The organism is Neisseria sp. SLRRB23 (assembly GCF_050896295.1).
In the GTDB taxonomy this organism is placed as follows: Bacteria; Pseudomonadota; Gammaproteobacteria; order Burkholderiales; family Neisseriaceae; genus Neisseria.
The window spans coordinates 21413-47869 of record NZ_JBPBFH010000018.1 but is presented as its reverse complement, the minus strand read 5'-3'; the positions used below and the strand labels follow the sequence as shown (position 1 = coordinate 47869).

The following is a 26457-nucleotide window of genomic DNA, read 5'->3' as shown; positions in this document are numbered from 1 at the left end:
GGCATAGGGCTTGCCTTCGGGGCGCGAGCTGAGCAGGTAGTTGCCGTCTGAATCAAGCAGGATGCCGGCAACGACGCGGANAAGGGGGCGGGTGTCTTGGATCATGGCATGTTGTCAATGTTTGCGACCCTGCCAAACATAAGACAACCGTCAGCAACGAAGTATTGGCGGTTGATCCTGACACCTTGACAGCTAAAACCGCCAAGCCTGCCCTGCAAAGCGGCTACGCGGTTTCAGACGGCAACAGCCCCCTGACCGAAAACACGCACTACACCATCAACACGCTGACGGGCGAAATTGTGTTCAAAACCAAACCGTCCGCCCCGGAAATCAGCTACACCTATACCGACCCGACGAAAGTGACCGAAGCCGACATTATCGGCGCGTATGTGGCGGCAACGGGAAAACGCACCGGTTTGGAACTCTTGACCGAAGGTTTCAACCGACAAGGCGCGGACGCGAAAATTATCATCGCCCCCGAGTATGACGGCAACGCCGGAGTTCGCGCGGCAATGGAAATCATTGCGGGCAAATTGAAAGCCATCGCCTATGCTGCCGCGCCGAAAGGCACAGGCTTGGGCAAGGCTTTGGAAGGACGCGGTCCGTTGGGCAGCATCAATTTCCAAACTTCGTCCGACCGCTGTCAGCTCTTTTACCCTTACGTCGTCGGGCTCTTGGGTTTGGAGAGCCTCGCTGTCCACGCCGCCGGCCTGCGTATGAAAACCGATGTGGAACAGGGCTACTGGTACAGCATCTCCAACCGCGAACTCTTGGGCGTAACCGGCGTGGAAATCGGACTGACCGCCCGCGCGGACGATCCTCAGTCCGAAACCAACCGGCTGAACGAAAAAGGCATTACCACCGTATTCAACAGCTACGGCACAGGCTATCGGATGTGGGGCAACCGCCTTGCCTGTTTCCCGACGGTTTCGCATATTAAAAACTTTGAAGTGGCGCAACGCACCGGCGACATCATCGACGAGTCCATCCGCCGCGCCGAACTGCAATACGTCGACCGCCCGATTGACGATGCCTTAATCGACAGCCTGATTGAAACGGTACGCACCTATTTGGGCACGCTGCGCTCCATCACGGGCTTCTCGGTCGGTTTGGACTATGACTACGACCTGCCGGATGCGTTCAGTAAAGGTCAAGTGCCGATTGTGTACGACTACACGCCCAAGCTGCCTGGCGAACGTCTGACCAATACCAGCGTGATGACCCGTAAATACCTGGCCAATCTGGTTTCTGCGTCCTAATGCCGTCTGAAACGGACGACATCGTCCGTTTTGAAAGGGCGCGGCAAGCTAAAATGGACGACATCGTCCATTTTGAAACGATGGAAAAAGAAAAGGAAAAAACATGAGCGCAATCAATGCAATCTACAATGCCAACGTCTATATCGACGGTAACAGCCTGTTGGGTAATGCTTCGGAATTCAAACTGCCCGAGTTTGAGTTTGGGCAGGACGACTTTACCGGTTTGGGTATGATCGGTACCATCAAACTGCCCAACGGCGTAGAAGCCCTGGAAGGCGAAGTTACTTGGAACAGCTTTTATCCCGAGGTGGCCAAGAAGGCATCCAACCCCTTTAAAGCTGTGCAACTGATGGTGCGCGGCAACCTGCAGACCTTCAATGCGTCAGGTTTGGCAGAAGAAGTCCCCATCGTAACCACGGTAACGGCAGTGTTTTCCAAAAACGCCCTGGGCGGCTACAAGCCGAAGGAAAAGGCGGAATTTAGCTCAACCTACCAGGCAACAGAAGTCCGCCAAGTCGTCGGCGGGCGCGAAGTGCTGTACTACAACGCGTTCAAAAATATCTACCGCGTGGACGGTCAGGACGTTTTAAACCAAATGCGTAAAAACATTGGTGCTTAATCTTTAAATCGGATTAAAAGCCGTTTCAGACGACCTTTGACACAATCACCGTATGGGGACTGATGACAATTTGGCAATGGTGGTTTTTGCCCCATAAAGCAGCATCTTCCGCGTTAAAAATACTCGCAAGGTGTTCAACCTTGCTGCGTTTTTCGCCTTGAATCCGCTGCTTTCTGAAGCAAAACCCTGCCCATGCCAAACTGCCGTCAGTCCCCATACGGTGATTTTTTTATTTTTGGAGATGGAAAATGAATGAAGCCAAAAAATTGCAAGAAGATTTGGGTGTAAATACCGTTGTGAAACTGAAATATCCGGTACGGCTGGCGACGGGTCAGATGTTGGAACAGGTAACGCTCCGTCGTTTGCGCGTGGGCGATTTGCGCGCCGTGTCGCACCTGACGAATGAGGCGGAGCAAGAACTGGCCCTGTTTGCCCGTATGGCAGGCATGATTCCCGAAGACTTGGATTGTTTGGATTTGGCGGATTGGAAACAGATGCAGGAAACGTTTCGCCGCCTCACAGAAACCGACCAAGACAAATAGTCCTCCTCTTTCAAAGGCTGAAACGCAGCGGCAGCTGCTGTCTGCCGCCGCCGATTTGGCTTGGTGGTTCGGTTGGAGCGTGGATGAGGTTTACGCGCTGCCGCTGGACGAATTTGAAGACTGGCAGAAAGAAGCAACCCGCCAAATGAAGGCGGGTTATCGGAGGGGGATGTGATTCAGATTTGGTGTCGGCGTTCTTCTTCGATTTCGCGCTGCAAATCGCGACACCAACCATTGTCAGGCTCAGCTTTTTCAAAAAACGCCTGCCATAACTCGACTGCTACCAGCCAAACAGCGGAAGCAGCAAGGACGACGCAATAAAAAATACCAGCTAAAACTGCGAGCATACCGACAACAAACATACAAACAACCCATCCTTTAATAGGTGCATATTAGCATATGGCAAGCGATTTAGGTATATCAATCAGCGTTTCCGCCGTTGTCGGCGGAGCTTTGTCTGGGTTGACCCATATCGGCAAGGCGATGAATACGCTGAAAACGACGACCAATACCCTGTCCGAACGTCAGAAGGAACTGGGCAGGGTATTGGAGCGGAACAAAGACCGTTTGGGCGTATCGTCTGCCAAACAGCTATGGCAGGAATACGACAAAATCGGCAATTCCGTCGCCAAACTGACCCGCCAATATGAAAAGCTCAATGCCGTCCGCGCCCAAAGGGCAGCCGTCAGCAGCCAATGGACAGACATCAAAGGGCAATGGCAGGGTGCGCTTGCCGCCGCAGGTACATTAATTTTGCCTGTCAAAGCCTCGATTGAATTTGAATCGGCAATGGCTGATGTCAAAAAGGTGGTTAATTTCGATACGCCGCAGCAATTTAAGGAAATGGAACGGGACATTTTGAAAATGACCCGCAAGATTCCGATGGCGGGCAAGGACATTGCCGCCATCGTTGCCGCAGGCGGACAGTCAGGAGTCGCCCGCGAAAACCTGACGGGTTTTGCCGAAAATGCCGCCAAGATGGGCGTGGCATTCGATATGGCGGCAGGACAGGCGGGCGAATCTATGGCGACGCTGTCCAACGTCTTGCAGATACCCATTCCCAAAATCGGCATATTGGGCGATGCCGTCAACCATCTTTCGGACAATGCGAACTCGAAGGCGGCGGATATTGTCAACGTCCTGACCCGCGTCGGCAGCGACATCAAGCAGTTGGGCATGACGGAAAACCAAGGTGCTGCATGGGGCAGCACCTTTTTGAGTATGGGCAAAGCCCCCGAACTGGCGGCGCAGGCAATGAAGGGCATGATTACTTCGATGTCGGTCATGAAGGCTGGCGGTGCGAAAAAAGAGCTGGCAGAGCTAGGATTGACAACCAAGGAATTTGCCGCCGCTATGGATAAAGATGCCAACGGTGCGATGCTCAACCTGTTGGCTCGGGTCAAGCAGTTGCCGAAGGCGGAGCAGTTCCCCATGCTGCTGGAGATGTTCGGCAGGAACTATGCCGACGATGCCATGATGCTCGCCAACAATGTCGGTGAGTACAACCGCCAACTGGCATTGCTGGAAGAACGCGATGCTTCAGGCAATTTGAAATATCTCGGGTCGATGCAGCGTGAGTTTGCCAACCGTTCGGCAACAACGGCGAACCAAATCCAAATTTTCAAAAACGGGATTTCGGAACTCGGCATACGCATGGGCTCGATAGTCCTGCCTGCCTTGAATGATTTTTTGGCTAAGGGCAGCAAACTTGCCAACATCGTCTCGGACTGGTCGGAAAAACATCCCATATTGACGAAAGGCATTATCGGTACGACCGCTTCTTTGCTGGCTTTTAAAGTCGGTATGTTTGGTGTGATGGTCATTGCTAACCGGTCGCGTGCGGCTTATTTGGCTTTAAAAAGCGGCCTGCTCTCTTTGAAGGCGACGGCAGTTTTGACCCGGACGGTAATGCAAAGCGGCTTGGGGTTGGGCGTATTGCCTGGTCGGTTGGGAGTCGTCATGCGTGCATTGGGGGCGGCAAGAACCGCCATGCTAGGTTTTAACCTGTCTTCGCTGGTAGCAATGTGGCCGCTGGTTTTGGCCGTCGGTGCACTTGCCCTGGTTGGATGGACAATTTACAAGGCTTGGAACCCGATTAAGGCTTTTTTTGCCGGACTGTGGGACGGGCTGTTGAAAGGCTTGGAACCGTTAAAACCTGCTTTTGATGCTCTGGTTTCTGCACTGTCAGATGCTTGGGACGGCATTTATAACGCTATTTCTCCGGTTGTAGATACCGTTTTTTCTGTCTTAGGTGGCTTGTGGGATACGGTTCGACCTTTTGTCCGGCCGCTATTGGATTTCTTTAGGGATTTCTTCAGCACGACACAAGTTGCTGCAGGCGGGGCGCGCAGCTTCGGCGAATCGGCAGGCTTGTGGATAGGTGAAAAAATCACAGCGGTCGCCAGTTGGGTCGGCGGCAAAATCGCCGAAATGAAAACTGCCTTTGACGGCGGACTGCTCGGCATCCTCGGCCTGATTCTCAACTGGTCGCCCATTGGCGCGTTCTATTCGGCCTTTGCCGCCGTACTGTCTTGGTTCGGCGTGCAGTTGCCGTCCAGTTTCACGCAGTTTGGCGCAAACATCATCCAAGGGCTGTGGAACGGGTTGCAGTCCAAATTCGAGTCGGTCAAGGCATGGTTTGCCGAAAAGGCGGCATCGCTCAAACAAACATTTGCCGGTGTGATGGGCATTCACTCGCCCAGCCGCGTGTTCCGCCGCTTTGGCGGATGGATGATGGATGGCCTGCAAATCGGTTTGGACGGGAGTGCGGCTCGTCCGATTGCCTCTATAGCCAATACGGCAGGCCGTCTGAAAAGCGGTTTTACCGACCATATGGGCGCGCTGGCGGCACGGTTGTCTGCGGGCGGCGAGGCATTTGCGTCTGCACGCAATACTCAGGCGGCTGGCGGAATGACCATCAATTACAACCCGACCATCAACGCGCCGGGCGGTAATCCTCAGCAGATTGAGACTGCGCTGCAGATGGGCTTGCGTGAATTCGAAGCAATGTTCCGCCGCATGATGGACGACAAAGCACGGAGGGCTTATTGATGTATGCGATGTTGGGTGATGTGCGATTTGAGCTTTTAAACAGCTTCACATCGCTTGAGGCGGAACATTCGGCGAACTTTGCCAAGCATGAGGTCTTAAAAGGCCGTCCGCGACTGCAGGCCTTGCAAAACGAACTGACGACGTTGCGTTTCTCTCTCAAGTTGCATTGGCGGCTGGGTAATCCCGACACGGCTTATAAGGGTCTGCTGTCGGCTTTGGAGGCGCAGCAGGCAGTGTCTTTGGTTTACGGCAGCGGCCGTTTTGTCGGATGGTTTGTGCTTGAGCGGCTGACGGAGCGCACGTTGATTCAGGACGCGCAAGGTCGGACGGCGGCGCGGGAATTGGATGTGGAGCTGACCCAGTTTGTCGGCGACCCGAATAATCCCCTGCCTACGCCCGCAGTCAAGTCGGGCAGGCAAAATCCACTCCTGTCCTTATTACCGGAGAGCGTTCGGGCTCAGGCATCGGATGTAGTGAGGGCGGTCGAAAAAGGTATCAAGGTCTACCGCGCTGCGGAATCGGGCATAGCCGATATGCAGAACCTGATACGCGCGGCTAAAGATTTGAAAAACGACCCGTCAGGGACATTAAACCTGTTGGGGGACGCACTCAATGTCGGTGGCAGCACTTTAGGAAGGCTCAATACCTTGCCGGAAGTAACGGCGGTTTTCGGCGACCTGAAAGGCGCGGCAGAATTTGCGGCACAGGCCGGACAAGCGGCCAACCGGCTGGGCGGAGCCGTCGGCGCATTACGGGCAGGTTATGAGGGCGGTTCGGTAGGAAGTTGGTTGGATGCGGTGGAAAACGGCGTAGCCGAAGCATCGGATGCGCTGGCAAACGGCTCTGCCGCCGCCCAGGCTTTGACCGGCTATCTTGCGGCAAGAAAGGATAAATGATGAGTGCGGTCATACGCTACACCACCCAAGACGGCGACCGATGGGATTTGATTGCGCACAAGCATTACGGCAATGCGCTGTTGATTGACAGTCTGATTGCCGCCAATCCGCATCTGCCATTGGCGGAAGAGTTCGTGAGCGGGCTGACGGTATTTGTCCCCGTTTTGGAAAGCAAACCGAAAAATAACCAAGAGGAGCTGCCGCCGTGGATGCGTTAAGTGCGTTTTTGAAGCTGAAGGGCTTGGATGGCGGCAATACCCATCCGGTTACCATGCCCGATTTTATCCTGTCTTACGAAGACAAAGATATAACGGCAGATGTTGCGCCTTATCTGATTTCGTTCAGCTATACCGATTATCTTGAGGGGCAGTCGGACGAATTGCAGGTCAATTTTGAGGATACGGACGGCCGCTGGCTGAGTAATTGGTATCCCGAACAGGGCGATGCTTTGTCTTTGAGCCTGGGTGACCAATTTACCGGGCTGGTTTCTCTCGGCAAATTTGAGATTGCCGAAATCGAATACAACCGCCCGCCGTCGACGGTCAGCCTGAAGGCTTTATCGACGGGCATTACCAAGTCGAACCGCACCCTGCGCGGCAAGGCGTACGAAAATACGACTTTGGCCGCCATCGTCCGTCAGGTGGCAGGCCGTCTGAAGCTGGAGGTAACGGGTACGGTCAAAAACATCCCCATCAAACGGGTGACGCAGTACCAAGAGCGTGATATTGAGTTTTTGGCACGTTTGGCGAAGGAGTACGGCCACAGTTTTAAAATCGTCGGCAAGAAACTGGTATTTACCGACAACGACGCACTCAAACAGCGTCCTGCCGTTGCCGTCCTGAAACCCGAGGACATCATCCGTGTCCGCCTGCGCGATTTGATTAAGGGCGTGCCGTCCAAAGTAGATGTCAAAGGCTACGACCCGAAAAACAAGAAAACGGTCTCGGCAAGCCGAAAAAGCAAGCCCAAGCGAGGCAAAGCCAAACACGGCAGCACGGGCGATACATTGCGTATCGTGCCGAATAAGGGTGAAAGTACCGCCCAATTAAATGCCAGGGCAGATGCCAAATTGGCAGATGCGCAGGACGACCAATGCGCGGGCACGGTTACACTGGTCGGCAATGCGCTGTTGGCGGCAGGCCAAATGGTACGGCTGAAAGGATTCGGCAAGTTTTCGGGCAAATATCTGGTCAAGCAGTCGCGGCATGACTTTTCGCGCAGCGGCGGCTATACGACGGAAATCGAAATCAAGATGACGGAATATGTTTCTGAAGAGGAGCAAGGCAGTGCAAACCCATGATTTTACGGCAACGATGCAATTTGGTACGGTATCGGCAGTCGATGCGGCGGCACACAGTTTGCGGGTAAAAATCCCCGTACTCGACGACATGGAAACCGATTGGCTGCCGATGGCGACGCCGGCGGCGGGCGGCAACTGTTTTTACAGCCTGCCCGATGTGGGCGAACTGGTGGTCTGCCTGCTGGACGCGCGCGGCGAAAACGGCTGCGTCATCGGCGCGATTTACAATGCCGCCGACAAGCCGCCGGTATCCGACCAAAACAAATGGGTCAAACGGTTTGCCAACGGCACGGTCATCTCGCACGACCGGCGCAGCGGCGAAGTCGTTGTGGAAACGCCGGGCAAGGTCGAAATCAAAGCGGCGCAGAAAGTGGACATCCAATCGCCTCAGACAGAAATTACGGGCAATGCGACGGTAAACGGGCTGTTGACCTATACCGCAGGTTTGGCGGCAGGCAATGCCGGCGGCGGCGAGGCGGCGAAGATTACGGGTAACGTCATCATTGACGGCGAACTTATCGTCAACGGTATCAATGTCGGCAGGCACATCCATGACGGCGATTCCGGAGGGCAAACCGGAGAGCCGAAAAATCATTAAGCCGCATTAAAAGCCGTTTCAGACGGCATTTCCTACAATCCCTGTATCTATCAGCGATACAGGGATTTTTATGTTTTACGCCGCACCGATTTCCAAGCACTGGCAGCTCGCGCCCGAAGGCTCGGGCGTGGTTCAGGGCGCGGACGACATCGACCAATGTATCCGCACTATTTTATCGACCCGCAAGGGTTCGGACGTTACCCGCCCTGATTTCGGCTCCGACCATTACAAATGGCTGGATACGCCCGAAGACGTGTTTGTCCCCAATATCGTTCGCGAAACCGTGCTGGCCATACAGACGTGGGAGAAGCGGGCAGTGGTTGAGGACATTATTTTCGACGGTGTCGCACCGCATCTGACGATGACGGTTTACTGGCGCATAGCGGATGAAGTGGCAGGCGAGGTTTATACGACAGACATCAGATTGGAGCGGGCGGCATGGATTTGAGCAAACTCAAGCGTGAAGAAGTCAAGGCGGTTTCAGACGACCTTGCCGAGATTTTGGCGCAGACCATTGCCGACTATGAGGCAAAAAGCGGCAAAACCCTGCAACCCGCCCACATCGAGCGTCTGATTATCAACACCTATGCCTACCGCGAAATGCTGGTCCGCAAAGCCTTGAACGAAGCCTACCGCCAGCAGCACCCGCGTTTTGCAACGGGGTTGATGTTGGATTTGTGCGGCGACGATGTGAACACGCCGCGCCTTGAGGCATCGGCCGCCCGCTGCACTGTCCGCTTTACCCTTGCAGCTTCCCACAGCGAACCCGTCGTCATCCCGCAAAGTACGCAGATTGCCGCAGGTGCGACCGTGTTTCAGACGGCATCGGAAGGCACGCTCTTACCGGCCGGCCGAACTTTGGATTTGGAGGCTGTCTGCACGCAGACAGGTGTGTCCGGCAATGGTTTTGCCGCAGGACAAATCAATACCTTGGTCAGTCCTATTGACGGCGTATCTGCCGCCAATATCGAAGTATCGGCAGGCGGTGCGGACGAAGAGTCGGACGATGCTTATCGGCAACGCATCCTGCTCGCCCCGGAAAGTTTCAGCGTGGCGGGGCCTGTCGGCGCATACGAATACTTCGCACGACGTGTCAATCCTGTCATTTGCGACGTTCATGTCGGCAACCTGAAAACGGCAGGCGGCGAGCCGGTCGGCGGCCGGGTACGGGTAACGGTGCTAACTAAAAACGGACTGCCGTCTCCCGAACTCATCGGCGAAGTGCAGAGGGCTTTGTCTGACGAGCGTGTCCGCCCGCTTTGCGACACGGTAAGCGTTGCCGCCCCTTCTGTTATCGATTACACGCTGGATGCGGAACTCACGCTGTTTACAGGCGCGGATGCCGCCGAAGTTTTGGCGGCGGCAAAACAGGCTTGGGCGGATTACGAAGCATCACGCCGCGAAAAACTGGGCGCGGACATCGTGCCGCTGGACATTCAGACGGCATTGAAGACGGCCGGCGTATACAACGTCGTTTTAAAGTCGCCCGCGCTGACCGTCGTCCAACCCGACCAATGGGCAAGATGCACTTCCGTCAATATCCGCATCTCGCCTGAAACGGCGGAGGGTTAGCAATGGCAAAACTCTCCTACGCATCCGTTATCGAACACGACCGACGTTACAAAATGTTGGCGGATTTAGGCTTGAGGATGGATGAGGCCGATGCTGTCAGACTACTGCCGAGGCTGGTAGATTTGGTTGCTCCAGAACACTTGGCACTGCTGGCGGAGGGCCGCAGCATTTTAGGTGCGGACGGCTACTGGTTAGCTGAAAGCGACCAGACGCGCCGCAAACTGATTAAGGGCGCGTATCGGCTGCACCGTATGAAAGGCACACCGTGGGCGATACGCGAAATCGTGCGGCGGCTCGGCTTCGGAGAAGTCGAAATCACCGAAGGCTTGGGCAATAAGGAACACAACGGCGAAATCAGGCGGGACGGAACCTACGCGCACGGACGGTCCGACCACTGGGCGCATTACCGTATCACCATGAACGGCGCGCTAACCAACGATCAGGCGGCTTTGCTGCGGCATACCCTGCAAGCCTTCGCGCCTGCCCGATGCGTATTGGCGGCATTGGATTACCGGCACGCCGCCGTCCGGCATAACGGACGGGTATCGAGAGACGGAACATTTAACCGAGGAACTGCATAATGGCAAATTTGAACGAAACAGCACAATGGGAACCAGGCATTTACCAATTAGAAACCTCCGACCCCGTGATGGGCGGGCCGGACGGCATCGACAACCGTCAGGCAAAACAATTGGCCAACCGCACCCTTTGGCTCAAAAACCAAACCGAAGCCGCCGCCCGCACCATTGAAGAGCTAGGCAACAACGCCGTCGCCCTCACCAGCGACCAGACCATCCCTGGCGCGAAAACCTTCCAAGCCGACATCAAAGCCAGTGCAAGCACCGCCCACGCCGCCGCCGACCGCTACATCAGGCTGGGCGCGGACGCCACCGGCGCATATGTCGTGAATACAAAGAGCGGAAGGATTTTATATTTGAAACACGACGGCAACCTCACCTATGACCACAACCGCGTCCTCACTGAAGCCGATGCCCCAAGCCTCATCACCAGCGGCGCGGTGATGTACTTCGCCGGGCAAACCGCCCCCGCAGGCTGGCTCAAAGCCAACGGCGCGGCCGTATCGCGCACCCTCTACGCCGCCCTTTTCCAATCCATCGGTACCACCTACGGCACAGGTGACGGCCGCACCACCTTCAATCTGCCCGACCTTCGCGGCGAATTCGTGCGCGGCTGGGACGACGGCCGCGGCATCGACAGCGGGCGTGCACTGGGCAGTGCGCAAGGCGATGCCATTCGTAATATCACGGGCAAATTAGACAGCGGCCAAAATCAAGCGGAGCAACTCTTCGACAACGTCATCACGTCGGGCGCGTTCGAAAAAGAGCAAGCAACCAAACAATGGACCTTTGACTCAAACGCAAGAGGGGCCGCCGTTACGGCTGTTACTTTCGACGCATCTCGCGTCGTCCCCACGGCCAACGAAAACCGCCCGCGCAACATCGCATTGTTGGCCTGCATCAAAATTTGATGCGCGTTGAAACAAAATGCCGTCTGAAAGGACAAACCTCATGACCCAGAAAACCGTTTACCAACTCGACACCCAAAACCTCTATATCGGCAGCACCGGCGCCGACCCCGATCCCTTAAATCCTGAAAACTGGCTCATCCCGGCAGGCTGCATTGAGACCGCGCCGCCAGAAATCCCCGAACACCACACCGCGCGTTGGACGGGCGAAGAGTGGGAAATCTTAGAAGACCACCGCGGCCAAACCGCCTACCGGACGAGCGACGGCGGCAAAACCGACATCGAAGAAGCCGGCGCGTTACCTAAAGGCCTGACCCTGATTCCGCGCCCGTCGGAATACCACAAATGGGACGGAAGCGACTGGGTGCTGACACCTGCCGCCAAAAAGAAAATGCTGCAACAGGCGAAGTCTGAAAAACTGGCTGAAGTCAACCGCGCCGCGCAATCCTATATTGACCGTGCGGCGGGCTTGGATAAAGTGCCCGAATTTGAGGTGGCAACTTGGACAACGCAGGCATTTGAGGCGAAGGCATGGCATGCCGACCCTAATGCTGCAACGCCGACGCTTGACGCCATTGCCACTTCTCGAGGCGTGCCGCCCGCTGCTTTAAGGCAAAAAGCTTATGAAAAAACACTCAAATTCGAACTTTTGACCGCGCATGTTGCAGGCTTGAGGCAGGCGGCGGAAGACAAAATCAACGCCGCGGCAAATCTTGATGAATTGGCTGATATATCGCTCGTCATCGACCTGAAAGCCGAGGCTGAATGATGGCGGAGGTTTATCTGGCACTTTACAAAGGAAAGGCGGACGGAATACGTGCGAGGTTTGAGGATTGGCTGATACGTACTGTAACTCGCAGTCAGTACAGTCACTGCGAAATCGCCGTGCGGCTCCCTACATACTGCGCCTCTTCTTATGCCTGTTATTCCGCCAGTGGGCGCGACGGCGGTGTACGTATGAAAGTGATGCCGCTGCCGTCTGACAAGTGGGATTTGATTCCGCTGCCGCCATCCGCGCACAGTTCGGTCGTCTGCCTATATGCTCAGACACGCGGTTGCCGTTACGACTGGATGGGAGCAGTTGGGACGGTATTCCGTCTGACTCAGAGTAAAAACCGTTGGTTCTGTAGCGAGTTTTGTGCGACGGTAATGGGAATAACCGAAGGTTGGCGGTTCTCGCCCGGGGATTTGGCAGCAATATTCCGGAGGGAGGCTGTATGACACCCTTTCAATTTTGTCAGACCCAAATCGACGAATGGATGAGGGTCAGCAGATACGCATCGGAAACCGGCGATATTGCCCTGTTCGAGCGAGCGGAAAAAGAAATTGCCAATTATCAAATGATACAGAGCAACTGATGGAAATAACATCAATAAAGGAGGATAAAAAATATTAAAGTGGGACGGCGACGTACCGGTGCGGGAACACCGGTACGCCAGCCAAGCAGAGTGAGCTGCATTGACTTCAAGGCCGCCTTAGTCTCTAGAGACTTGGGCATTCTATCCAAAATTGGAGTGGGTGCAAATGCAAAACTACCGCGAACTGCGCTGTAAATATTGCAGCAGGCTGCTTGCAAAAGGCAGCGGCCGCGTGCAAATAAAATGTATGCGCTGCAAAAATATCAATACCTTCAACTAATTAAAAATCATCAGAATGCCACCGAGCATCATATCTACAACCCTAATGAGAGCGTTCGGAATGCCAAAGAACAGGCTGTATGCATGCTCAAAATACAACATGGCGGCCACATCGATAGCCGTCAAACAAACATTATGATTCATTATATGGATAAGAGTACCGCGAGTACCCGTTATATAGGAGTAACTCATGGACTATACCAAACCACAACCTATCGTCCCTTGGATGGGCGGTAAACGCCGACTGGCAAAACACCTGTTCCCCATGTTCCCCGAACATTCCTGTTATGTCGAACTGTTTGCAGGTGGAGCGGCACTCTTTTTCCTTCGTCCGAAACCTGCCAAAGTAGAGGTACTTAACGATATCGACGGACAGCTTATCAACCTCTACCGCATCGTTCAGCATCATTTTGATGAGTTTGTCAGACAGTTCGAGTGGACGTTGACCAGTCGCGAGGTATTTGCCCGTCTGCAAAGCACCCCACCGGATTGCATGACCGACATCCAACGTGCCGCACGGTTCTTCTATCTCCAGCACAATGCCTTCGGCGGCAAAACCGTCCAACAGCATTTCGGTACCGCAACCACATCTAAAGCATGGGACGCCTCTCAAATCAAAGCAAAACTGACCGCTGCCAAAACCAGACTGAACGGTGTATTCGTTGAAAACGAACCGTGGGAACGGTGCTTTAAACGCTACGACCGCGAACATACCTTCTTCTATGCCGATCCACCGTATTGGCAAACAGCAGGCTATGACCGTTCTTTTGATTGGATGCAGTACGAACTATTGGCAAAATCGATGGCTGAGAGCAAAGGCAAAGTAATGATGTCTATTAACGACCATCCCGATATTAGAGAGTTGTTCAAAGATTTCCGAACTACCCGCCTTGAGCTTACCTATTCCGTTGGTCGGGACAAAACGCAAAAAACCAGCGGCGAACTGGTTATCTGCAACTGGTAAAACAAAAGCGACGGTTATCGTCGCTTTTATAAAAGTGCAAGGGAGTTGCAAATAATGCAATAAACTGCCAAAGTTTTTTCTCAGAAAATGCCGAGATTTTTCTCGGTGCGCTTCACATTCCGGTTTGGAATAGCCATATAAAAAAGTATTCTTTGTATTTGCCGCAATTTCACTTAGAATGCCGCACTTGCACACTTTTTACAGGAGAGGATGATGTTGAAAAAATTCATACTCGGCGGTATGACCGCATTGGTTTTGGCGGCCTGCGGCGGTTCGGAAGGCGGCAGCGGAGCATCTTCCGCGCCTGCACAATCGGCAGTTTCCGGTTCTTTAATCGAGCGCATCAACAATAAAGGCACGGTTACCGTCGGTACAGAAGGCACTTACGCACCGTTTACCTACCACGACAAAGACGGCAAATTGACCGGCTATGATGTGGAAGTTACCCGCGCCGTGGCGGAAAAACTGGGCGTGAAAGTCGAATTTAAAGAAACGCAATGGGATTCGATGATGGCGGGTTTGAAGGCGGGGCGTTTCGACGTGGTGGCAAACCAAGTCGGCCTGACCAGCCCCGAACGCCAAGCGACATTCGACAAATCCGAGCCTTACAGCTGGAGCGGTGCGGTTTTGGTCGCGCGTAAAGACAGTAACATCAAATCCCTAGCCGACATCAAAGGCGTGAAAACCGCGCAATCCCTGACCAGCAACTACGGCGAAAAAGCCAAAGCTGCAGGCGCAGATTTGGTGGCTGTTGATGGTTTGGCGCAATCGCTGACCCTGATTGAACAAAAACGTGCCGATGCAACCCTGAACGACGAATTGGCGGTATTGGATTACCTGAAGAAAAACCCAAATGCCGGCGTGAAAATCGTTTGGTCCGCGCCTGCTGATGAAAAAGTCGGTTCCGGCCTGATTGTCAACAAGGGCAATGACGAAGCCGTGGCGAAATTCAGTACGGCAATCAACGAGCTGAAAGCCGACGGCACGTTGAAAAAACTGGGCGAACAATTCTTCGGAAAAGACATCAGTGTTCAATAATTTCCTTGCTTCGCTGCCGTTTATGACGGAAACACGCGCCGATATGATTGTCAGCGCGTTTTTGCCTATGGTCAAAGCCGGCTTCGCAGTATCTTTGCCTTTAGCGATCGCTTCTTTCGTTATCGGCATGATTATTGCCGTAGCCGTGGCTTTGGTGCGGATTATGCCCGCCGGCGGCATTGCGCGGAAAATCCTGCTGAAATTGGTGGAATTTTATATTTCCGTCATTCGAGGTACGCCGCTGTTGGTGCAGCTTGTGATTGTGTTTTACGGGCTGCCGTCCGTCGGCATCTATATTGACCCGATTCCTGCAGCCATCATCGGCTTTTCGCTCAATGTCGGCGCATACGCTTCCGAAACCATACGCGCGGCAATTTTGTCCGTGCCGAAAGGGCAGTGGGAAGCAGGTTTCTCCATCGGTATGACCTATATGCAGACGTTCCGCCGCATCGTCGCACCGCAGGCATTTCGCGTTGCCGTGCCGCCTTTGAGCAACGAGTTTATCGGCTTGTTCAAAAACACCTCGCTTGCCGCAGTGGGAACGGTAACGGAGCTTTTCCGTGTCGCTCAGGAAACGGCAAACCGTACCTACGACTTCCTGCCCGTCTATATCGAAGCCGCGTTGGTTTATTGGTGCTTCTGCAAAGTGCTGTTCCTGATTCAGGCACGCTTGGAAAAACGCTTCGACCGCTATGTCGCCAAATAAGGGAAAGCCATGATTAAAATCCGCAATATCCGCAAAACCTTCGGAGAAAACACTATTTTGCGCGGCATCGATTTGGATGTGGGCAAAGGGCAGGTGGTCGTCATCCTTGGGCCTTCCGGCTCGGGTAAGACGACGTTTCTGCGCTGTTTAAACGCGCTGGAAATGCCCGAAGACGGACAAATTGAGTTCGACAACGTGCGACCGCTGAAAATCGATTTTTCCAAAAAACCAAGCAAACACGATATTTTGGCACTGCGCCGCAAGTCCGGCATGGTGTTCCAACAATACAACCTTTTCCCGCACAAAACCGCATTGGAAAACGTGATGGAAGGGCCGGTTGCCGTACAAGGCAAGCCTGTCGCTAAAGCGCGTGAAGAGGCTGTCAAATTGCTTGAAAAAGTCGGTTTGGGCGATAAGGTTGACCTCTACCCCTACCAGCTTTCCGGCGGTCAACAGCAGCGTGTCGGCATTGCCCGCGCATTGGCGATTCAGCCTGAGCTGATGTTGTTTGACGAACCCACTTCCGCGCTGGATCCGGAATTGGTGCAAGACGTGCTGAACGCCATGAAGGAATTGGCGCAAGAAGGCTGGACGATGGTCGTCGTTACGCATGAAATCAAATTCGCCTTAGAAGTGGCAACTACCGTCGTCGTCATGGACGGCGGTGTTATTGTAGAGCAGGGCAGCCCGAAAGAATTGTTCGACCACCCCAAACACGAACGGACGCGGAGATTTCTAAGCCAAATCCAATCTGCCAAGATTTGATTAACCATGTGTGAAAAATGCCGTCTGAAACTTTCAGACGGCATTTTTTCTATTTTTACAGAGGCCAGATTAAATTTGGATTGCTTTCAATGACGGCTTTGAATTGGTTCTGAATACGCTCAATCGCTTCTTGCGTGTCCGCTTCAAAACGCAACACCAGAATCGGCGTGGTATTGGAAGCACGCATCAGACCGAAGCCGTCGGGGAATTCAACGCGCAAGCCGTCGATGGTGATGATTTCGGTCGCACCTTCAAACTTGGCATTGGCAGCCAGCTCTTCAATCACTTTGTGGCCGTTGCTGCCTTCAGGCAGGTCGATGTTAAGTTCCGGAGTGGAAATGCTTTGCGGCAGGTTGTGCAATACTTCGGACGGATTGTCGAAGGCAGACAGGATTTCCAAGAGGCGTGCACCGGCATACATACCGTCGTCGAAGCCGAACCAGCGTTCTTTAAAGAAAACGTGACCGCTCATTTCGCCGGCAACCAGCGCGCCGGTTTTTTTCATGGCGGATTTGATAAAGCTGTGGCCGGTTTTTTCCATCACAGGTTCGCCGCCGTGTTCTTTAATCCAAGGTGCAAGCAGACGGGTGGATTTGACATCGAAAATGACTTTCGCGCGGGGATTGCGGCTCAACGCATCTTGCGCGAAAAGCATTAATTGGCGGTCTGGATAGATGATGTTGCCGTCTTTGGTAACCACGCCCAAGCGGTCGGCATCGCCGTCAAACGCCAGGCCGATTTCGGCATCGCCGTTTTTCAGCGCGGCAATCAAATCTTGCAGGTTTTTGGGTTTGGATGGGTCGGGATGGTGGTTGGGGAAATTGCCGTCCACTTCGCAGAAAAGTTCGGTTACTTCGTTGCCCAAGCCTTTATAGAGTTTGCCGGCAAACGCGCCGCCCACGCCGTTGCCCGCGTCAATGGCGATGTTCATCGGGCGTTTGAGCCTGATGTGTCCGGTAATGTATTTGAGGTATTCGCCGGAGATGTCTTTTTCGGTGACGCTGCCTTGTTTGCCGGCGGCAGCAAAACCGTCTTTTTCAATGATGGACAAAAGTTCTTGGATGGCTTCGCCGGCAAGCGTGTCGCCGCCGAGCATCATTTTAAAGCCGTTGTAATCGGGCGGATTGTGGCTGCCGGTAATCATCACGCCGCTGCCGCCGCATTCGTTAATGGCTGCGAAGTAGAGCATAGGGGTGGCAACCATGCCGACGTTGAGAACGTCGATGCCGCTGTCGGTAAAGCCGCGTTGGATGTGCTCCATCAGTTCGGGACCGCTCAAGCGTCCGTCGCGGCCGAGTGCGATGCGGGTAATGCCTTTTTCGGTGGCTCTGGTGGCGATGGCTTTGCCGATAAGGTAGGCGGCTTCGTTGGTCAGGGTTTTGCCGACAATGCCTCGGATATCGTAGGCTTTGAAGATGTCGCGGGCAATATTTGCCATGATGGTTTCCTTGTTGTGGTTTCAGGAAAGGAGGCTATTTTAACACGTTGCAATATTGTCCGAAGGTCTGCGGGAGGTGTTCAGACGGCATATGTGCTTGGATTTTATGCCGCCTGAAACAAAAAAAGCAGCCTTTTATGCAGGCTGCTTCCGAATTATCGGTTTATACGGCTTCGGCTTTGATAATGATGACAGGTTCGGTCGGCACATCATCATGGTAGCCGTGGCGTTTGGTGGATACGCCTTCGATGGCGTCGCCAGCGTCAAAACCGTCGATTACCTTGCCGAATACGGCATAACCCCAGTCTTGTACGACGGTTCTGCCGTACATTTCTTTGGAGCGTTGGTTGAGGAAGGCATTGTCGGCAGTGTTGATGAAGAATTGCGCACTGGCGGAATGGGGGTCAGAAGTGCGTGCCATGGCGATGGTGTATTTATCGTTGGGCAGGCCGTTGGACGCTTCATTTTGAATCGGATCGCGCGTTTCTTTTTCGTTCATGTTTTCATCCATGCCGCCGCCTTGAATCATGAAGCCTTTGATGACGCGGTGGAAGATTACGCCGTCGTAGAAGCCGTCTTTGACGTATTGTTCAAAGTTTTTGGCGGTAACGGGGGCTTTGTCGAAATCGAGTTCAATTTTGATGTCGCCTTTGTTGGTGTGCAGGATAATCATGGGTTTTCCTTTCGTTAAGAATTTTTTTGCAAATGGTGGCTGGAGGAAAAACTTCAAGGCTGTATGAAAAATATTCTTTATTTGGGAAGAGTCATCCCGGGCGATTGGCGGAACGTGCGGCAAAGAGTGCGAGCAATGCACCCGTCAGGTCGGCAAAGATGTCGCCCAGACTGCCGGTTCGGGTTTCGGTCAGCCACTCCTGCGCGCATTCGCTGACTACGGCGAAACAGAGGGCAAAGACCATCAGGCTACGATAGGGGATGGGGCGGTTGTCGGTTCTGAATGCTTTGGTCAGAAGCCAGATTTGTGCGAAAAACAGGGCGAGGTGTGCTGCTTTGTCGAAATGCGGAAAAGGCGGCGGCGCGGTTTCGGCAGCTTTGAAAAGCAGTGAGTAAATGCTGCCTGCAAACCACAATGCCGAGAGCAGGATAAAGCGGTTGCGTGGCAGATTCATGCTTGTTCCTCTTCAAGCCATGTCCGGCATAGTTTGGATAGGCGCAGGAATTTTCCGCCGCGTGCGGCCAGCATATCGCGCCAAACGGCAATTTCTTCGGCGGAGGGGGCATCGTCTATGCTGCATTCGTAGAGCAGAAAATTTAAAGTTTCTTCAATGACGGGGATGGATTCGGTTTGGATAAGCTGCTTGAGTTTGGTCATGACTGTTCGGATATGGAAATCGGGAAATGCCGTCTGAAAGGGCTTCAGACGGCATAGTGTCATTTGCTGTGCAGGAAGCGCGTTGCTTCTTCCCATTTGCCGGAAATGATGTCGGGTATGGCTTGCAGGGATTTGGCAATGGCATCGTCAATCTGTTGGCGGTGTTCCGCACTGGGTTTGTTCAGGACATAGCCGACGACGAGGTTGCGGTCGCCCGGGTGGTCGATGCCGAGGCGCAGGCGGTAATAGTCGGCCGTGCCGAGCCGTGCCTGAATGTCTTTCAAGCCGTTGTGTCCGCCGTTTCCACCGCCGAGTTTGAACTTAATCCTGCCGCAAGGAATGTCGAGTTCGTCGTGGACGACGAGGATTTCTTCGGGTTTGATTTTATAAAACTGCGCAAGGGCGGCAACTGCCTGTCCGGAACGGTTCATGAACGTGGTCGGCTTGAGCAGCCAGACATCGCCGTTGGGCAGGGTAGCACGGGCGACTTCGCCGAAGAATTTTTTTTCTTCTTTAAACGAAGCCTTCCACTTCCAAGCCAGTTCGTCGAGGAACCAAAAGCCTGCATTGTGTCGGGTTTGGTCGTATTCTTTGCCGGGGTTGCCCAATCCGACAACCATTTTGATTTTGTTTGACATGATATTTTCCGTGTTTCTGTCGAATGCAGTCTGAAGGCTTCAGACGGCATGGTTATTCTTCTTGATTTTGAACGCGTTTGCGGCGCGCTTCTTTGGGATCGATCAACAGCGGGCGGTACACTTCGATACGGTCTCCGTCGCGTAACAGCGTATCGTCTTTGACGGCTTTGCCGAAAATGCCCAAGGGGGCGGAATGCAGGTTTAAATCTTCAAATATGCCGTCCAAACCGCTTTGCAGTGCGGCGGCGCGGACGGTTGTTCCCTCGGCAAGCTGCATGGTTTTCAAAACCTGTCGGTCGGGCAGACCGTACACAATCTCAATTTCAAGCATAACGGCGGTCTGCCTCTTTGACGAACGCTTCGACCAATGTGGAGGAAAGGTGGCTGAATACGGGGGAAATTAAGGCGGATAAGACGGCATTGGAAAAATCGTATTCAAGGTTGAATTCAATTTTGCACATATCGTCGCCCAAATCGATAAATTTCCACGTTCCACGTAAGGTTTTGAACGGGCCGTCAAGCAAATCCATACGGATTTCCTTGCCGGGGATGTTGCGGTTGTGCGTGGCAAACGATTGGCGAACGTGCATATAATCCATAAACAGCCGCGCCTTCAGTTCGTTGCCGCTACGCCCGATGACCTCGGTCTTGCTGTACCACGGTAGAAAGTTCGGGTAATCCTCAACCTTGTCGACCAGCTCGAACATTTTGTCCGCGCCGTGCAGCACCAAGATGTTTTTTTCAACTTTTTTCACAGGCATCACCAATGCGGGCGTGTATTTGAAGGGCGGTATTATAGCGGTTTAATTTTAAACCGGTACAGCCTTGCCCGTTCTGATTTCAATTTAAACCGCCATATCGCAGATTCGCAAAAACCGATACGGCTTTTGCGTTTCAGACGGCATTGAGTGGAAAATGCCGTCTGAAAACAGGATGGGAAAACGGCAGCTTGCGGGCTGCCGTTTGTTCGGGAAGTTAAGCCTTGTTTTCAGGCTGCTGCCCGGACTCTGTCGAGGCGGTGTCTGCCGGGGCAGGTGCTTCGGTTTTTTCCCGAGTCGGAGCGTGCGGCGCGTTATCTTCCGCCGCGTCCGCATTCTCGTGCAGGTTGTGGCTGTAATCCTTGGGCGGGCTGGGTTGTTTGCCCGCCATAATTTCCAATACCTGATCGCGGTCTATGGTCTCCCACTCCATCAGAGCTTTGCACATGGTTTCCATTTTGTCGCGGTTTTCATCCAGGATTTTGTAGGCGATTTGATATTGCTCGTCCAAAATACGGCGGATTTCCGCATCGATATCCTGTTGCGTTTTTTCGGAAATGTTTTGAGAACGGGTTACGCTGCGACCCAAGAACACTTCACCTTCGTTTTCCGCATAAACCATCACGCCCATTTTATCGCTCATACCGTAGCGCGTTACCATTTCGCGCGCCATTTGGGTTGCGCGTTCGAAATCGTTGGATGCGCCGGTGGAGATGCGTCCGACGAAGATGTCTTCGGCAATCCGTCCGCCGAACAGGATGGAGAGCTGGCTCAACAACTGGTCTTTATACATGCTGATACGGTCGCGTTCAGGAAGCTGCCAGGTCAGACCCAATGCGCGTCCGCGCGGCATAATGGTTACTTTGTGGACGGGGTCGGTAAAGGGCAGGCTTTCGGCAACAATCGCGTGTCCGGACTCATGATACGCCGTTGCGCGTTTTTCGTCTTCGTGCATGACCATGCTGCGTCGTTCGGGACCCATATAGATTTTGTCTTTGGCGTCTTCAAAATCGCTTTGATCGACTTTGACTTTGTTGCGGCGGCCGGCAAACAGGGCGGCTTCGTTAACCAGGTTTGCCAAATCCGCGCCGGAAAAACCGGGTGTGCCGCGTGCCAGGGACATCAAATCTACGGATTCGTCCAAAGGCACTTTTTGGGCATGGACTTTCAAAATCTGTTCGCGCCCGCGGATATCGGGTAAGGGGACGACCACTTGGCGGTCGAAACGGCCGGGGCGTTGCAGCGCAGGGTCGAGTACGTCGGGACGGTTGGTTGCCGCAATGACGATGACGGTTTGGTTGCTCTCAAAACCGTCCATTTCAACCAATAATTGATTTAATGTTTGCTCGCGCTCATCATTGCCGCCGCCCAAACCTGCGCCGCGTTGGCGGCCTACCGCGTCAATTTCGTCGATAAAGATGATACAGGGCGCATTTTTCTTTGCCTGTTCGAACATGTCGCGGACGCGGCTTGCGCCGACACCAACAAACATTTCGACAAAGTCAGAACCTGAAATACTGAAGAACGGTACGCCGGCTTCGCCTGCAATGGCTTTTGCCAGCAGGGTTTTACCCGTACCCGGGCTGCCCGCCAGCAGGATGCCACGCGGCACGCGACCGCCGAGGCTTTGATAGCGGTTCGGCGCTTTGAGGTAATCGACGATTTCCTGCACTTCTTCTTTGGCTTCGTCGCAGCCGGCGACATCGGCAAAGGTCACTTTGTTGGCATCTTTATCCAGCAGGCGCGCACGGCTTTTGCCGAATGAGAATGCGCCGCCTTTTCCGCCGCCGCCCGTCTGCATACGCATAAAGTAGAACCATGCGCCGATGAGCAGCAGGACGGGCAGCAGGCTGTAAAACAGGGCAGCCAGCGCGCTCGGTTTTTCTTCCGGCGTTACTTTTACGCGGACGTTTTTGTCGAGCAGTGTTTTAATTAGGTTGTCGTCCAAAGGCGCGTTGGTGAAGAAGGTGCTTTTGTCGGTGCGCTCGCCTTTAATCAGGTAGCCGCTGACGACGGATCCTTCGATGTTAACGCCGGATACTTCGCCGTTGTTGACCTGTTGGATGAACTGAGAATATTCGATTTGCCCGTTGTCTTCTTTTTTACCGTCTAAAGCGTTGAACGCAGCCATCAGACCGATACCCAAGGCGACCCAGACAAGGATTGATTTAAAGGTATTCCCCACTTAGCAAGGCTCCATAATTGAGGTGTAAAACGGAAATGATTGTAAAACACGCCGTCTGTATTGTCAGCGTTTATTTTTGCCCAATAAATAAATCTCACTGGAGCGATTGCGCGAGGCTTCGGGTTTGCGCGTCTGCACCGTGCCGAAAATTTCGCGCATGGCTGCCATGTATTCCTGATAGCCTGCTCCCTGAAAGACTTTGACTAAAAAGCTGCCGCCTGTTTTCAGGTGTTGCGAGGCAAAGTCAAGGGCCAATTCGCACAGATAGAGGCTGCGTGCCTGATCGCTTACGGCGTTTCCCGACATATTGGGTGCCATATCGCAAATTACAAGATCCAGGGGGCGGTTGTTTAATAAGGTTTCAAATTGTGCCAAGACGCCGTTTTCCCTGAAGTCGCCTTGAATAAAGGATACGCCGTTTACGGCTTCCATGGGCAGGATGTCCAAAGCGAATACCGCGCCGGAAGGGCCGGCCAGCTTGGCAGCGACCTGCGACCAGCTTCCCGGTGCGCTGCCTAAATCCGCCAATATGGTTCCGGGTTTGATTAGTTTGTCTTTTTCGTTAATTTCCAATAGTTTGTATGCGGCACGGGCGCGGTAGCCGTCTTTTTGCGCCATGTGGACATAGTGATCGTTGACGTGTTCGTGCAGCCACGCTTTTGAGGATTTGGAACGTGAGGCCATAATGGTCGGGGTTAGAATGGAAACGACCTATTGTACGTTAATTTTGCCCCTGCTGCGCCAAATCGCGTACAATGGGTCATTATTCTTTATGGTTCAAGCACTAGGAAAATGACTGATACAAAATTAAATACCAAAGAAATTTTGGAATTGAAAGCGCGCGCGCATCATTTGAATCCTGTCGTGATGGTCGGACAACAGGGCCTGACGGATTCCGTCATCAGGGAAACCGATGCCGCGCTGACGGCGCATGAGCTGATTAAAGTGCGCGTATTCGGCGACGACCGTGCCGAGCGTATCGAAATCTGCAATGCCTTATGTGAGGCGGTTGATGCGCAACTGGTTCAGCATATCGGAAAACTTTTGGTATTGTGGCGTAAGAATATCGAAGCCTGACAGCCTGAAGCGGTTGTTTTGCTATTGTTCTTTAACGGGCGGGACGCTGTCCTCCGGCGCGGCATTCCGGCGTGCCGAAACCCTTTCCGGTGAAAACGGATTTTGATTGCCGCCCGATGCCGTCTGCAAGTTGCGGCGGCTTCCGTATGATTTGAATTGTTGACAGGATGATTGGAGGGCTTATGCAGTTTCCTTACCGCAATGTTCCGGCTTCGCGTATGCGCCGTATGCGCAGGGATGATTTTTCACGCCGCCTGATGCGCGAACACACGCTGACCGCCGATGATTTGATTTATCCGGTGTTCGTACTGGAGGGCGCGGCTCGTGAGGAGGATGTGCCTTCTATGCCGGGTGTGAAGCGTCAAAGTTTGGACAGGTTGCTGTTTACGGCGGAGGAAGCGTCAAATTTGGGAATACCCATGCTGGCACTATTCCCTGTCGTTACGGCAAATAAGACGGAATGTGCGCAGGAGGCGTATAACCCTGAAGGACTGGTGCCGACGGCCGTCCGCGCCTTGCGCGAGAGGTTTCCCGAACTGGGCATTATGACGGATGTCGCGCTCGATCCTTATACGGTTCACGGTCAGGACGGACTGACGGACAAAAACGGTTATGTGATGAACGATGAAACCGTAGAAGTCTTGGTGAAACAGGCTTTATGTCATGCAGAGGCGGGCGCACAGGTCGTTGCTCCTTCCGATATGATGGACGGGCGTATCGGCGCCATCCGCGAGGCTTTGGAGGATGCCGGACATATCCATACGCGGATTATGGCATATTCCGCCAAATATGCTTCTGCATTCTACGGTCCGTTCCGCGATGCGGTGGGCAGTTCGGGCAATTTGGGCAAGGCAGATAAAAAGACCTACCAGATGGATCCGGCAAATACCGATGAGGCGTTGCACGAAGTGGCGTTGGACATTCAGGAAGGTGCGGATATGGTGATGGTCAAGCCCGGTTTGCCGTATTTGGACGTTGTCCGCCGCGTGAAGGACGAGTTCGGTGTGCCGACTTATGTCTATCAGGTTTCGGGTGAATATGCGATGTTGCAGGCAGCGATTGCCAACGGCTGGCTGGACGGCGATAAGGTGGTTTTGGAAAGCCTGCTGGCATTCAAACGCGCGGGCGCGGACGGGATTTTGACCTATTACGCCATTGAGGCGGCAAAGATGCTGAAGCGTTGATATTTGATTCGCAATATTGAAATGCCGTCTGAAACTATGGTTTCAGACGGCATTTTGCGTGGATTATACAGTCGTATCCAGTGCGGCAGAAATATCGTTCCAAATATCATCTACGTCTTCAATGCCGATAGAGAAACGCAGCAGGCCGAGTTTGATGCCCATTTCCATTTTCACATCATGCGGCACGCCGCTGTGGGATTGGGAATAGCAATGGTTGACCAAACTTTCCACGCCGCCGAGGCTGGAAGCCATTTTGACCAGTTTCATGTTTTTAATCACACTATTTGCCGCTTCACGCGTGTCGTTTTTGAGATAAACCGTAACCACGCCGCCGATGCCTTTGGGCATTTGTGTTTTCGCCAGTTCGTAATGCTCGTGCGACGGCAGGCCGGGATAGAACACTTTTTCAATGGCAGGATGGGCTTCCAAACGGCGCGCGATTTCGAGTGCGTTTTGGCAATGGGCATTCATGCGCAAGGCCAATGTTTTGATACCGCGTAACACCAGCCAGCAGTCCATTGGGCCTGCAATCGCGCCGGTATGCACCATCATGTCGTGTAAAGGCTGCGCCAGCTCTTTGGTTTTGGCAACGACGATGCCCATCAATACGTCGGAATGGCCGCACAAATATTTGGTAGCAGAGTGGAACACAAAATCGCAACCCATATCCAAGGGCTGTTGCAGATACGGCGTGGCAAAGGTGTTGTCGATGCCGACCAGCGCACCGGCTGTTTTGGCTTTCGCGGCAAGGGCTTTGATGTCTACCAAGCGTAAAAGCGGATTGGACGGCGTTTCCAGCCAAACCAGTTTGACCTTGTGTGCTTTGAGCAATTCGTCCAAATTATCCGGATTGCCCAAATCGGCAAAAACAACGTTCACCCCCCATTTTTGATAAACATCGACCAATAAGTCATACGCGCCACCGTAAATATCGGCGACGGCGACAATGGTATCGCCAGGGCGCAGGAAAGTACGCCACACGGCATCAATCCCCGCCATACCGCTGGAAAACGCAAAACCTGCCACACCGTGTTCCAAATCGGCAACGGTGTCTTCTAAAATCTGACGGGTCGGGTTGCTCAGGCGCGAATAACGGTAAGGCACATTTTCGCCGATTTCGTGCAGCGCAAACATACTGTTTTGATAAATCGGCGGCATCAGCGCGCGGTTGTGTTCATCGCAATCGTAGCCGGAATGAATGGCTTTCGTGGCGAATTTCATCTGTTTCTGCCTTGTAAGATATGAATAAGTCGGGATTTTATCACTATCCCGAAAATAGAAACAATCAATGCAGCCGCCAAAAGCAAGTGATATAATCTCGCATTTGCAGGCAGGCGGCCAACAGCGTTTTTTCAGACGGCATCTGCCTGCCATACAATACACACATCTCAATAATTATCTGAATATTAAGGAA

General features: G+C 53.4%; 33 protein-coding genes and 2 pseudogenes. 23 read left to right on the top strand and 12 right to left on the bottom strand.

What is annotated here, in order from left to right; translation table 11 throughout:
- A pseudogene (locus ACRPFF_RS06440) lies at positions 1 to 105 on the bottom strand (NTP pyrophosphohydrolase); the annotation flags it as partial.
- On the opposite strand from ACRPFF_RS06440, the pseudogene ACRPFF_RS06435 reads away from it, so the two are divergent.
- From ACRPFF_RS06435 to ACRPFF_RS06420, 4 genes and pseudogenes are all read left to right on the top strand, one after another.
- A pseudogene (locus ACRPFF_RS06435) lies at positions 99 to 1259 on the top strand (phage tail sheath family protein); the annotation flags it as partial. The pseudogenes ACRPFF_RS06440 and ACRPFF_RS06435 sit on opposite strands and share 7 nt — an antisense overlap.
- 103 nt (positions 1260 to 1362) lie before the next feature.
- Complete coding sequence (locus tag ACRPFF_RS06430; RefSeq protein WP_304676820.1) at positions 1363 to 1878, top strand: phage major tail tube protein; 516 nt, start codon at positions 1363 to 1365, stop codon at positions 1876 to 1878.
- A gap of 248 nt (positions 1879 to 2126) precedes the next feature.
- The gene (locus ACRPFF_RS06425; protein ID WP_314169250.1) at positions 2127 to 2420 is read left to right on the top strand and encodes a phage tail assembly protein; all 294 of its coding nucleotides are present in this window, start codon (positions 2127 to 2129) and stop codon (positions 2418 to 2420) included.
- A 55-nt stretch (positions 2421 to 2475) separates the two neighbouring features.
- Entirely contained in the window at positions 2476 to 2595 is a 120-nt protein-coding gene (locus ACRPFF_RS06420; RefSeq protein WP_228777354.1) for a GpE family phage tail protein, read from the top strand.
- A 1-nt stretch (position 2596) separates the two neighbouring features.
- Here ACRPFF_RS06420 and ACRPFF_RS06415 read toward each other — a convergent pair whose 3' ends face one another.
- Positions 2597 to 2782 (bottom strand): hypothetical protein, encoded by a 186-nt coding sequence (locus ACRPFF_RS06415; protein WP_107818796.1) that lies wholly within the window; start codon positions 2780 to 2782, stop codon positions 2597 to 2599.
- Between the two features lie 37 nt (positions 2783 to 2819).
- Between ACRPFF_RS06415 and ACRPFF_RS06410 the strand changes: the two genes are divergently transcribed.
- The 17 genes from ACRPFF_RS06410 to ACRPFF_RS06330 all read left to right on the top strand — a co-directional run bounded on the left by ACRPFF_RS06410 (position 2820) and on the right by ACRPFF_RS06330 (position 16433).
- The gene (locus tag ACRPFF_RS06410) at positions 2820 to 5471 is read left to right on the top strand and encodes a phage tail tape measure protein (RefSeq protein WP_432674140.1); all 2652 of its coding nucleotides are present in this window, start codon (positions 2820 to 2822) and stop codon (positions 5469 to 5471) included.
- A complete protein-coding gene (locus tag ACRPFF_RS06405; protein WP_013448387.1) occupies positions 5471 to 6367 on the top strand; it encodes a phage tail protein in 897 nt (298 codons plus the stop codon). The genes ACRPFF_RS06410 and ACRPFF_RS06405 overlap by 1 nt, the downstream gene beginning before the upstream one ends.
- Complete coding sequence (locus tag ACRPFF_RS06400) at positions 6364 to 6585, top strand: tail protein X (protein WP_118780119.1); 222 nt, start codon at positions 6364 to 6366, stop codon at positions 6583 to 6585. Before ACRPFF_RS06405 ends, ACRPFF_RS06400 begins: the two co-directional genes overlap by 4 nt.
- Positions 6573 to 7667: a phage late control D family protein gene (locus ACRPFF_RS06395; RefSeq protein WP_314169248.1), complete on the top strand. Its 1095-nt coding sequence runs from the start codon at positions 6573 to 6575 to the stop codon at positions 7665 to 7667. The genes ACRPFF_RS06400 and ACRPFF_RS06395 overlap by 13 nt, the downstream gene beginning before the upstream one ends.
- On the top strand, positions 7630 to 8265 hold the full coding sequence (locus tag ACRPFF_RS06390) for a phage baseplate assembly protein V (RefSeq protein ID WP_411712947.1): 636 nt from the start codon (positions 7630 to 7632) through the stop codon (positions 8263 to 8265). Before ACRPFF_RS06395 ends, ACRPFF_RS06390 begins: the two co-directional genes overlap by 38 nt.
- A gap of 70 nt (positions 8266 to 8335) precedes the next feature.
- On the top strand, positions 8336 to 8713 hold the full coding sequence (locus ACRPFF_RS06385; protein ID WP_118780116.1) for a GPW/gp25 family protein: 378 nt from the start codon (positions 8336 to 8338) through the stop codon (positions 8711 to 8713).
- Positions 8704 to 9837, top strand: coding sequence for a baseplate assembly protein (locus tag ACRPFF_RS06380; protein WP_432674139.1), 1134 nt, complete (start codon positions 8704 to 8706; stop codon positions 9835 to 9837). Before ACRPFF_RS06385 ends, ACRPFF_RS06380 begins: the two co-directional genes overlap by 10 nt.
- A 2-nt stretch (positions 9838 to 9839) precedes the next feature.
- Positions 9840 to 10418: a phage tail protein gene (locus tag ACRPFF_RS06375; protein ID WP_301883448.1), complete on the top strand. Its 579-nt coding sequence runs from the start codon at positions 9840 to 9842 to the stop codon at positions 10416 to 10418.
- Positions 10418 to 11326, top strand: coding sequence for a phage tail protein (locus tag ACRPFF_RS06370; protein WP_432674138.1), 909 nt, complete (start codon positions 10418 to 10420; stop codon positions 11324 to 11326). Before ACRPFF_RS06375 ends, ACRPFF_RS06370 begins: the two co-directional genes overlap by 1 nt.
- A 40-nt stretch (positions 11327 to 11366) precedes the next feature.
- Positions 11367 to 12092 (top strand): tail fiber assembly protein, encoded by a 726-nt coding sequence (locus ACRPFF_RS06365; protein WP_301883443.1) that lies wholly within the window; start codon positions 11367 to 11369, stop codon positions 12090 to 12092.
- Positions 12092 to 12544, top strand: a complete 453-nt coding sequence (locus tag ACRPFF_RS06360; protein WP_432674143.1) for a hypothetical protein — start codon at positions 12092 to 12094, stop codon at positions 12542 to 12544. Before ACRPFF_RS06365 ends, ACRPFF_RS06360 begins: the two co-directional genes overlap by 1 nt.
- A complete protein-coding gene (locus ACRPFF_RS06355; protein WP_301667567.1) occupies positions 12541 to 12681 on the top strand; it encodes a hypothetical protein in 141 nt (46 codons plus the stop codon). The genes ACRPFF_RS06360 and ACRPFF_RS06355 overlap by 4 nt, the downstream gene beginning before the upstream one ends.
- A 166-nt stretch (positions 12682 to 12847) precedes the next feature.
- Positions 12848 to 12961 carry a Com family DNA-binding transcriptional regulator gene (locus ACRPFF_RS06350; RefSeq protein WP_314169242.1) on the top strand — a complete coding sequence of 38 codons (114 nt, stop codon included), beginning with the start codon at positions 12848 to 12850 and terminating at the stop codon, positions 12959 to 12961.
- A 189-nt stretch (positions 12962 to 13150) separates the two neighbouring features.
- On the top strand, positions 13151 to 13924 hold the full coding sequence (locus tag ACRPFF_RS06345; protein WP_314169241.1) for a DNA adenine methylase: 774 nt from the start codon (positions 13151 to 13153) through the stop codon (positions 13922 to 13924).
- A gap of 210 nt (positions 13925 to 14134) precedes the next feature.
- Positions 14135 to 14962, top strand: coding sequence for an amino acid ABC transporter substrate-binding protein (locus tag ACRPFF_RS06340; RefSeq protein ID WP_432674137.1), 828 nt, complete (start codon positions 14135 to 14137; stop codon positions 14960 to 14962).
- Positions 14952 to 15668, top strand: coding sequence for an amino acid ABC transporter permease (locus tag ACRPFF_RS06335; protein ID WP_432674136.1), 717 nt, complete (start codon positions 14952 to 14954; stop codon positions 15666 to 15668). Before ACRPFF_RS06340 ends, ACRPFF_RS06335 begins: the two co-directional genes overlap by 11 nt.
- Positions 15669 to 15677: 9 nt before the next feature.
- Positions 15678 to 16433 (top strand): amino acid ABC transporter ATP-binding protein, encoded by a 756-nt coding sequence (locus tag ACRPFF_RS06330; RefSeq protein WP_432674135.1) that lies wholly within the window; start codon positions 15678 to 15680, stop codon positions 16431 to 16433.
- A gap of 55 nt (positions 16434 to 16488) precedes the next feature.
- On the opposite strand, the gene ACRPFF_RS06325 is transcribed toward ACRPFF_RS06330, so the two are convergent.
- The 9 genes from ACRPFF_RS06325 to ACRPFF_RS06285 form a co-directional block, all read right to left on the bottom strand.
- Positions 16489 to 17871 carry a phosphomannomutase/phosphoglucomutase gene (locus ACRPFF_RS06325; RefSeq protein ID WP_432674134.1) on the bottom strand — a complete coding sequence of 461 codons (1383 nt, stop codon included), beginning with the start codon at positions 17869 to 17871 and terminating at the stop codon, positions 16489 to 16491.
- Positions 17872 to 18034: 163 nt separating this feature from the next.
- The gene (locus tag ACRPFF_RS06320; protein ID WP_432674133.1) at positions 18035 to 18544 is read right to left on the bottom strand and encodes a peptidylprolyl isomerase; all 510 of its coding nucleotides are present in this window, start codon (positions 18542 to 18544) and stop codon (positions 18035 to 18037) included.
- A 91-nt stretch (positions 18545 to 18635) separates the two neighbouring features.
- On the bottom strand, positions 18636 to 18998 hold the full coding sequence (locus ACRPFF_RS06315) for a VanZ family protein (RefSeq protein WP_432674132.1): 363 nt from the start codon (positions 18996 to 18998) through the stop codon (positions 18636 to 18638).
- The gene (locus tag ACRPFF_RS06310; RefSeq protein WP_432674142.1) at positions 18995 to 19201 is read right to left on the bottom strand and encodes a dioxygenase; all 207 of its coding nucleotides are present in this window, start codon (positions 19199 to 19201) and stop codon (positions 18995 to 18997) included. The genes ACRPFF_RS06315 and ACRPFF_RS06310 overlap by 4 nt, the downstream gene beginning before the upstream one ends.
- Before the next feature lie 59 nt (positions 19202 to 19260).
- Positions 19261 to 19839: an aminoacyl-tRNA hydrolase gene (pth, locus tag ACRPFF_RS06305; RefSeq protein WP_432674131.1), complete on the bottom strand. Its 579-nt coding sequence runs from the start codon at positions 19837 to 19839 to the stop codon at positions 19261 to 19263.
- Between the two features lie 52 nt (positions 19840 to 19891).
- Entirely contained in the window at positions 19892 to 20170 is a 279-nt protein-coding gene (locus ACRPFF_RS06300; protein ID WP_432674130.1) for an RnfH family protein, read from the bottom strand.
- Positions 20163 to 20594 (bottom strand): type II toxin-antitoxin system RatA family toxin, encoded by a 432-nt coding sequence (locus ACRPFF_RS06295; protein ID WP_432674129.1) that lies wholly within the window; start codon positions 20592 to 20594, stop codon positions 20163 to 20165. The genes ACRPFF_RS06300 and ACRPFF_RS06295 overlap by 8 nt, the downstream gene beginning before the upstream one ends.
- 220 nt (positions 20595 to 20814) lie before the next feature.
- Positions 20815 to 22782, bottom strand: a complete 1968-nt coding sequence (gene ftsH, locus ACRPFF_RS06290) for an ATP-dependent zinc metalloprotease FtsH (protein WP_432674128.1) — start codon at positions 22780 to 22782, stop codon at positions 20815 to 20817.
- A 63-nt stretch (positions 22783 to 22845) separates the two neighbouring features.
- Positions 22846 to 23466 carry an RlmE family RNA methyltransferase gene (locus ACRPFF_RS06285; RefSeq protein WP_411712395.1) on the bottom strand — a complete coding sequence of 207 codons (621 nt, stop codon included), beginning with the start codon at positions 23464 to 23466 and terminating at the stop codon, positions 22846 to 22848.
- Between the two features lie 108 nt (positions 23467 to 23574).
- Here ACRPFF_RS06285 and yhbY point away from each other — a divergent pair, with 108 nt between their 5' ends.
- Positions 23575 to 23859 (top strand): ribosome assembly RNA-binding protein YhbY, encoded by a 285-nt coding sequence (gene yhbY, locus ACRPFF_RS06280; protein ID WP_003677631.1) that lies wholly within the window; start codon positions 23575 to 23577, stop codon positions 23857 to 23859.
- Between the two features lie 182 nt (positions 23860 to 24041).
- The gene (hemB, locus tag ACRPFF_RS06275) at positions 24042 to 25043 is read left to right on the top strand and encodes a porphobilinogen synthase (RefSeq protein WP_432674127.1); all 1002 of its coding nucleotides are present in this window, start codon (positions 24042 to 24044) and stop codon (positions 25041 to 25043) included.
- A gap of 63 nt (positions 25044 to 25106) precedes the next feature.
- Here the strand turns inward: hemB and ACRPFF_RS06270 are convergent, their stop codons facing one another.
- A complete protein-coding gene (locus ACRPFF_RS06270; RefSeq protein WP_411712392.1) occupies positions 25107 to 26264 on the bottom strand; it encodes a trans-sulfuration enzyme family protein in 1158 nt (385 codons plus the stop codon).
- Positions 26265 to 26457: the final 193 nt, after the last annotated feature.

Excerpts from the sequence above, each read along its gene's own strand:
- ACRPFF_RS06350 (WP_314169242.1), top strand. The coding sequence starts at position 12,848 with ATGCAAAACTACCGCGAACTGCGCTGTAAATATTGCAGCAGGCTGCTT.
- yhbY (WP_003677631.1), top strand. The coding sequence starts at position 23,575 with ATGACTGATACAAAATTAAATACCAAAGAAATTTTGGAATTGAAAGCG.
- ACRPFF_RS06355 (WP_301667567.1), top strand. The coding sequence starts at position 12,541 with ATGACACCCTTTCAATTTTGTCAGACCCAAATCGACGAATGGATGAGG.
- ACRPFF_RS06385 (WP_118780116.1), top strand. The coding sequence starts at position 8,336 with ATGTTTTACGCCGCACCGATTTCCAAGCACTGGCAGCTCGCGCCCGAA.
- ACRPFF_RS06310 (WP_432674142.1), bottom strand. The coding sequence starts at position 19,201 with ATGACCAAACTCAAGCAGCTTATCCAAACCGAATCCATCCCCGTCATT.
- ACRPFF_RS06340 (WP_432674137.1), top strand. The coding sequence starts at position 14,135 with ATGATGTTGAAAAAATTCATACTCGGCGGTATGACCGCATTGGTTTTG.
- ACRPFF_RS06330 (WP_432674135.1), top strand. The coding sequence starts at position 15,678 with ATGATTAAAATCCGCAATATCCGCAAAACCTTCGGAGAAAACACTATT.
- ACRPFF_RS06270 (WP_411712392.1), bottom strand. The coding sequence starts at position 26,264 with ATGAAATTCGCCACGAAAGCCATTCATTCCGGCTACGATTGCGATGAA.
- hemB (WP_432674127.1), top strand. The coding sequence starts at position 24,042 with ATGCAGTTTCCTTACCGCAATGTTCCGGCTTCGCGTATGCGCCGTATG.
- pth (WP_432674131.1), bottom strand. The coding sequence starts at position 19,839 with ATGTCAAACAAAATCAAAATGGTTGTCGGATTGGGCAACCCCGGCAAA.
- ACRPFF_RS06365 (WP_301883443.1), top strand. The coding sequence starts at position 11,367 with ATGACCCAGAAAACCGTTTACCAACTCGACACCCAAAACCTCTATATC.
- ACRPFF_RS06370 (WP_432674138.1), top strand. The coding sequence starts at position 10,418 with ATGGCAAATTTGAACGAAACAGCACAATGGGAACCAGGCATTTACCAA.
- ACRPFF_RS06410 (WP_432674140.1), top strand. The coding sequence starts at position 2,820 with ATGGCAAGCGATTTAGGTATATCAATCAGCGTTTCCGCCGTTGTCGGC.
- ACRPFF_RS06360 (WP_432674143.1), top strand. The coding sequence starts at position 12,092 with ATGGCGGAGGTTTATCTGGCACTTTACAAAGGAAAGGCGGACGGAATA.
- ACRPFF_RS06345 (WP_314169241.1), top strand. The coding sequence starts at position 13,151 with ATGGACTATACCAAACCACAACCTATCGTCCCTTGGATGGGCGGTAAA.
- ACRPFF_RS06375 (WP_301883448.1), top strand. The coding sequence starts at position 9,840 with ATGGCAAAACTCTCCTACGCATCCGTTATCGAACACGACCGACGTTAC.
- ACRPFF_RS06390 (WP_411712947.1), top strand. The coding sequence starts at position 7,630 with ATGTTTCTGAAGAGGAGCAAGGCAGTGCAAACCCATGATTTTACGGCA.
- ACRPFF_RS06315 (WP_432674132.1), bottom strand. The coding sequence starts at position 18,998 with ATGAATCTGCCACGCAACCGCTTTATCCTGCTCTCGGCATTGTGGTTT.
- ACRPFF_RS06300 (WP_432674130.1), bottom strand. The coding sequence starts at position 20,170 with ATGCTTGAAATTGAGATTGTGTACGGTCTGCCCGACCGACAGGTTTTG.
- ACRPFF_RS06380 (WP_432674139.1), top strand. The coding sequence starts at position 8,704 with ATGGATTTGAGCAAACTCAAGCGTGAAGAAGTCAAGGCGGTTTCAGAC.
- ACRPFF_RS06320 (WP_432674133.1), bottom strand. The coding sequence starts at position 18,544 with ATGATTATCCTGCACACCAACAAAGGCGACATCAAAATTGAACTCGAT.
- ACRPFF_RS06415 (WP_107818796.1), bottom strand. The coding sequence starts at position 2,782 with ATGTTTGTTGTCGGTATGCTCGCAGTTTTAGCTGGTATTTTTTATTGC.
- ACRPFF_RS06285 (WP_411712395.1), bottom strand. The coding sequence starts at position 23,466 with ATGGCCTCACGTTCCAAATCCTCAAAAGCGTGGCTGCACGAACACGTC.
- ACRPFF_RS06405 (WP_013448387.1), top strand. The coding sequence starts at position 5,471 with ATGTATGCGATGTTGGGTGATGTGCGATTTGAGCTTTTAAACAGCTTC.
- ACRPFF_RS06400 (WP_118780119.1), top strand. The coding sequence starts at position 6,364 with ATGATGAGTGCGGTCATACGCTACACCACCCAAGACGGCGACCGATGG.
- ACRPFF_RS06430 (WP_304676820.1), top strand. The coding sequence starts at position 1,363 with ATGAGCGCAATCAATGCAATCTACAATGCCAACGTCTATATCGACGGT.
- ACRPFF_RS06325 (WP_432674134.1), bottom strand. The coding sequence starts at position 17,871 with ATGGCAAATATTGCCCGCGACATCTTCAAAGCCTACGATATCCGAGGC.
- ACRPFF_RS06425 (WP_314169250.1), top strand. The coding sequence starts at position 2,127 with ATGAATGAAGCCAAAAAATTGCAAGAAGATTTGGGTGTAAATACCGTT.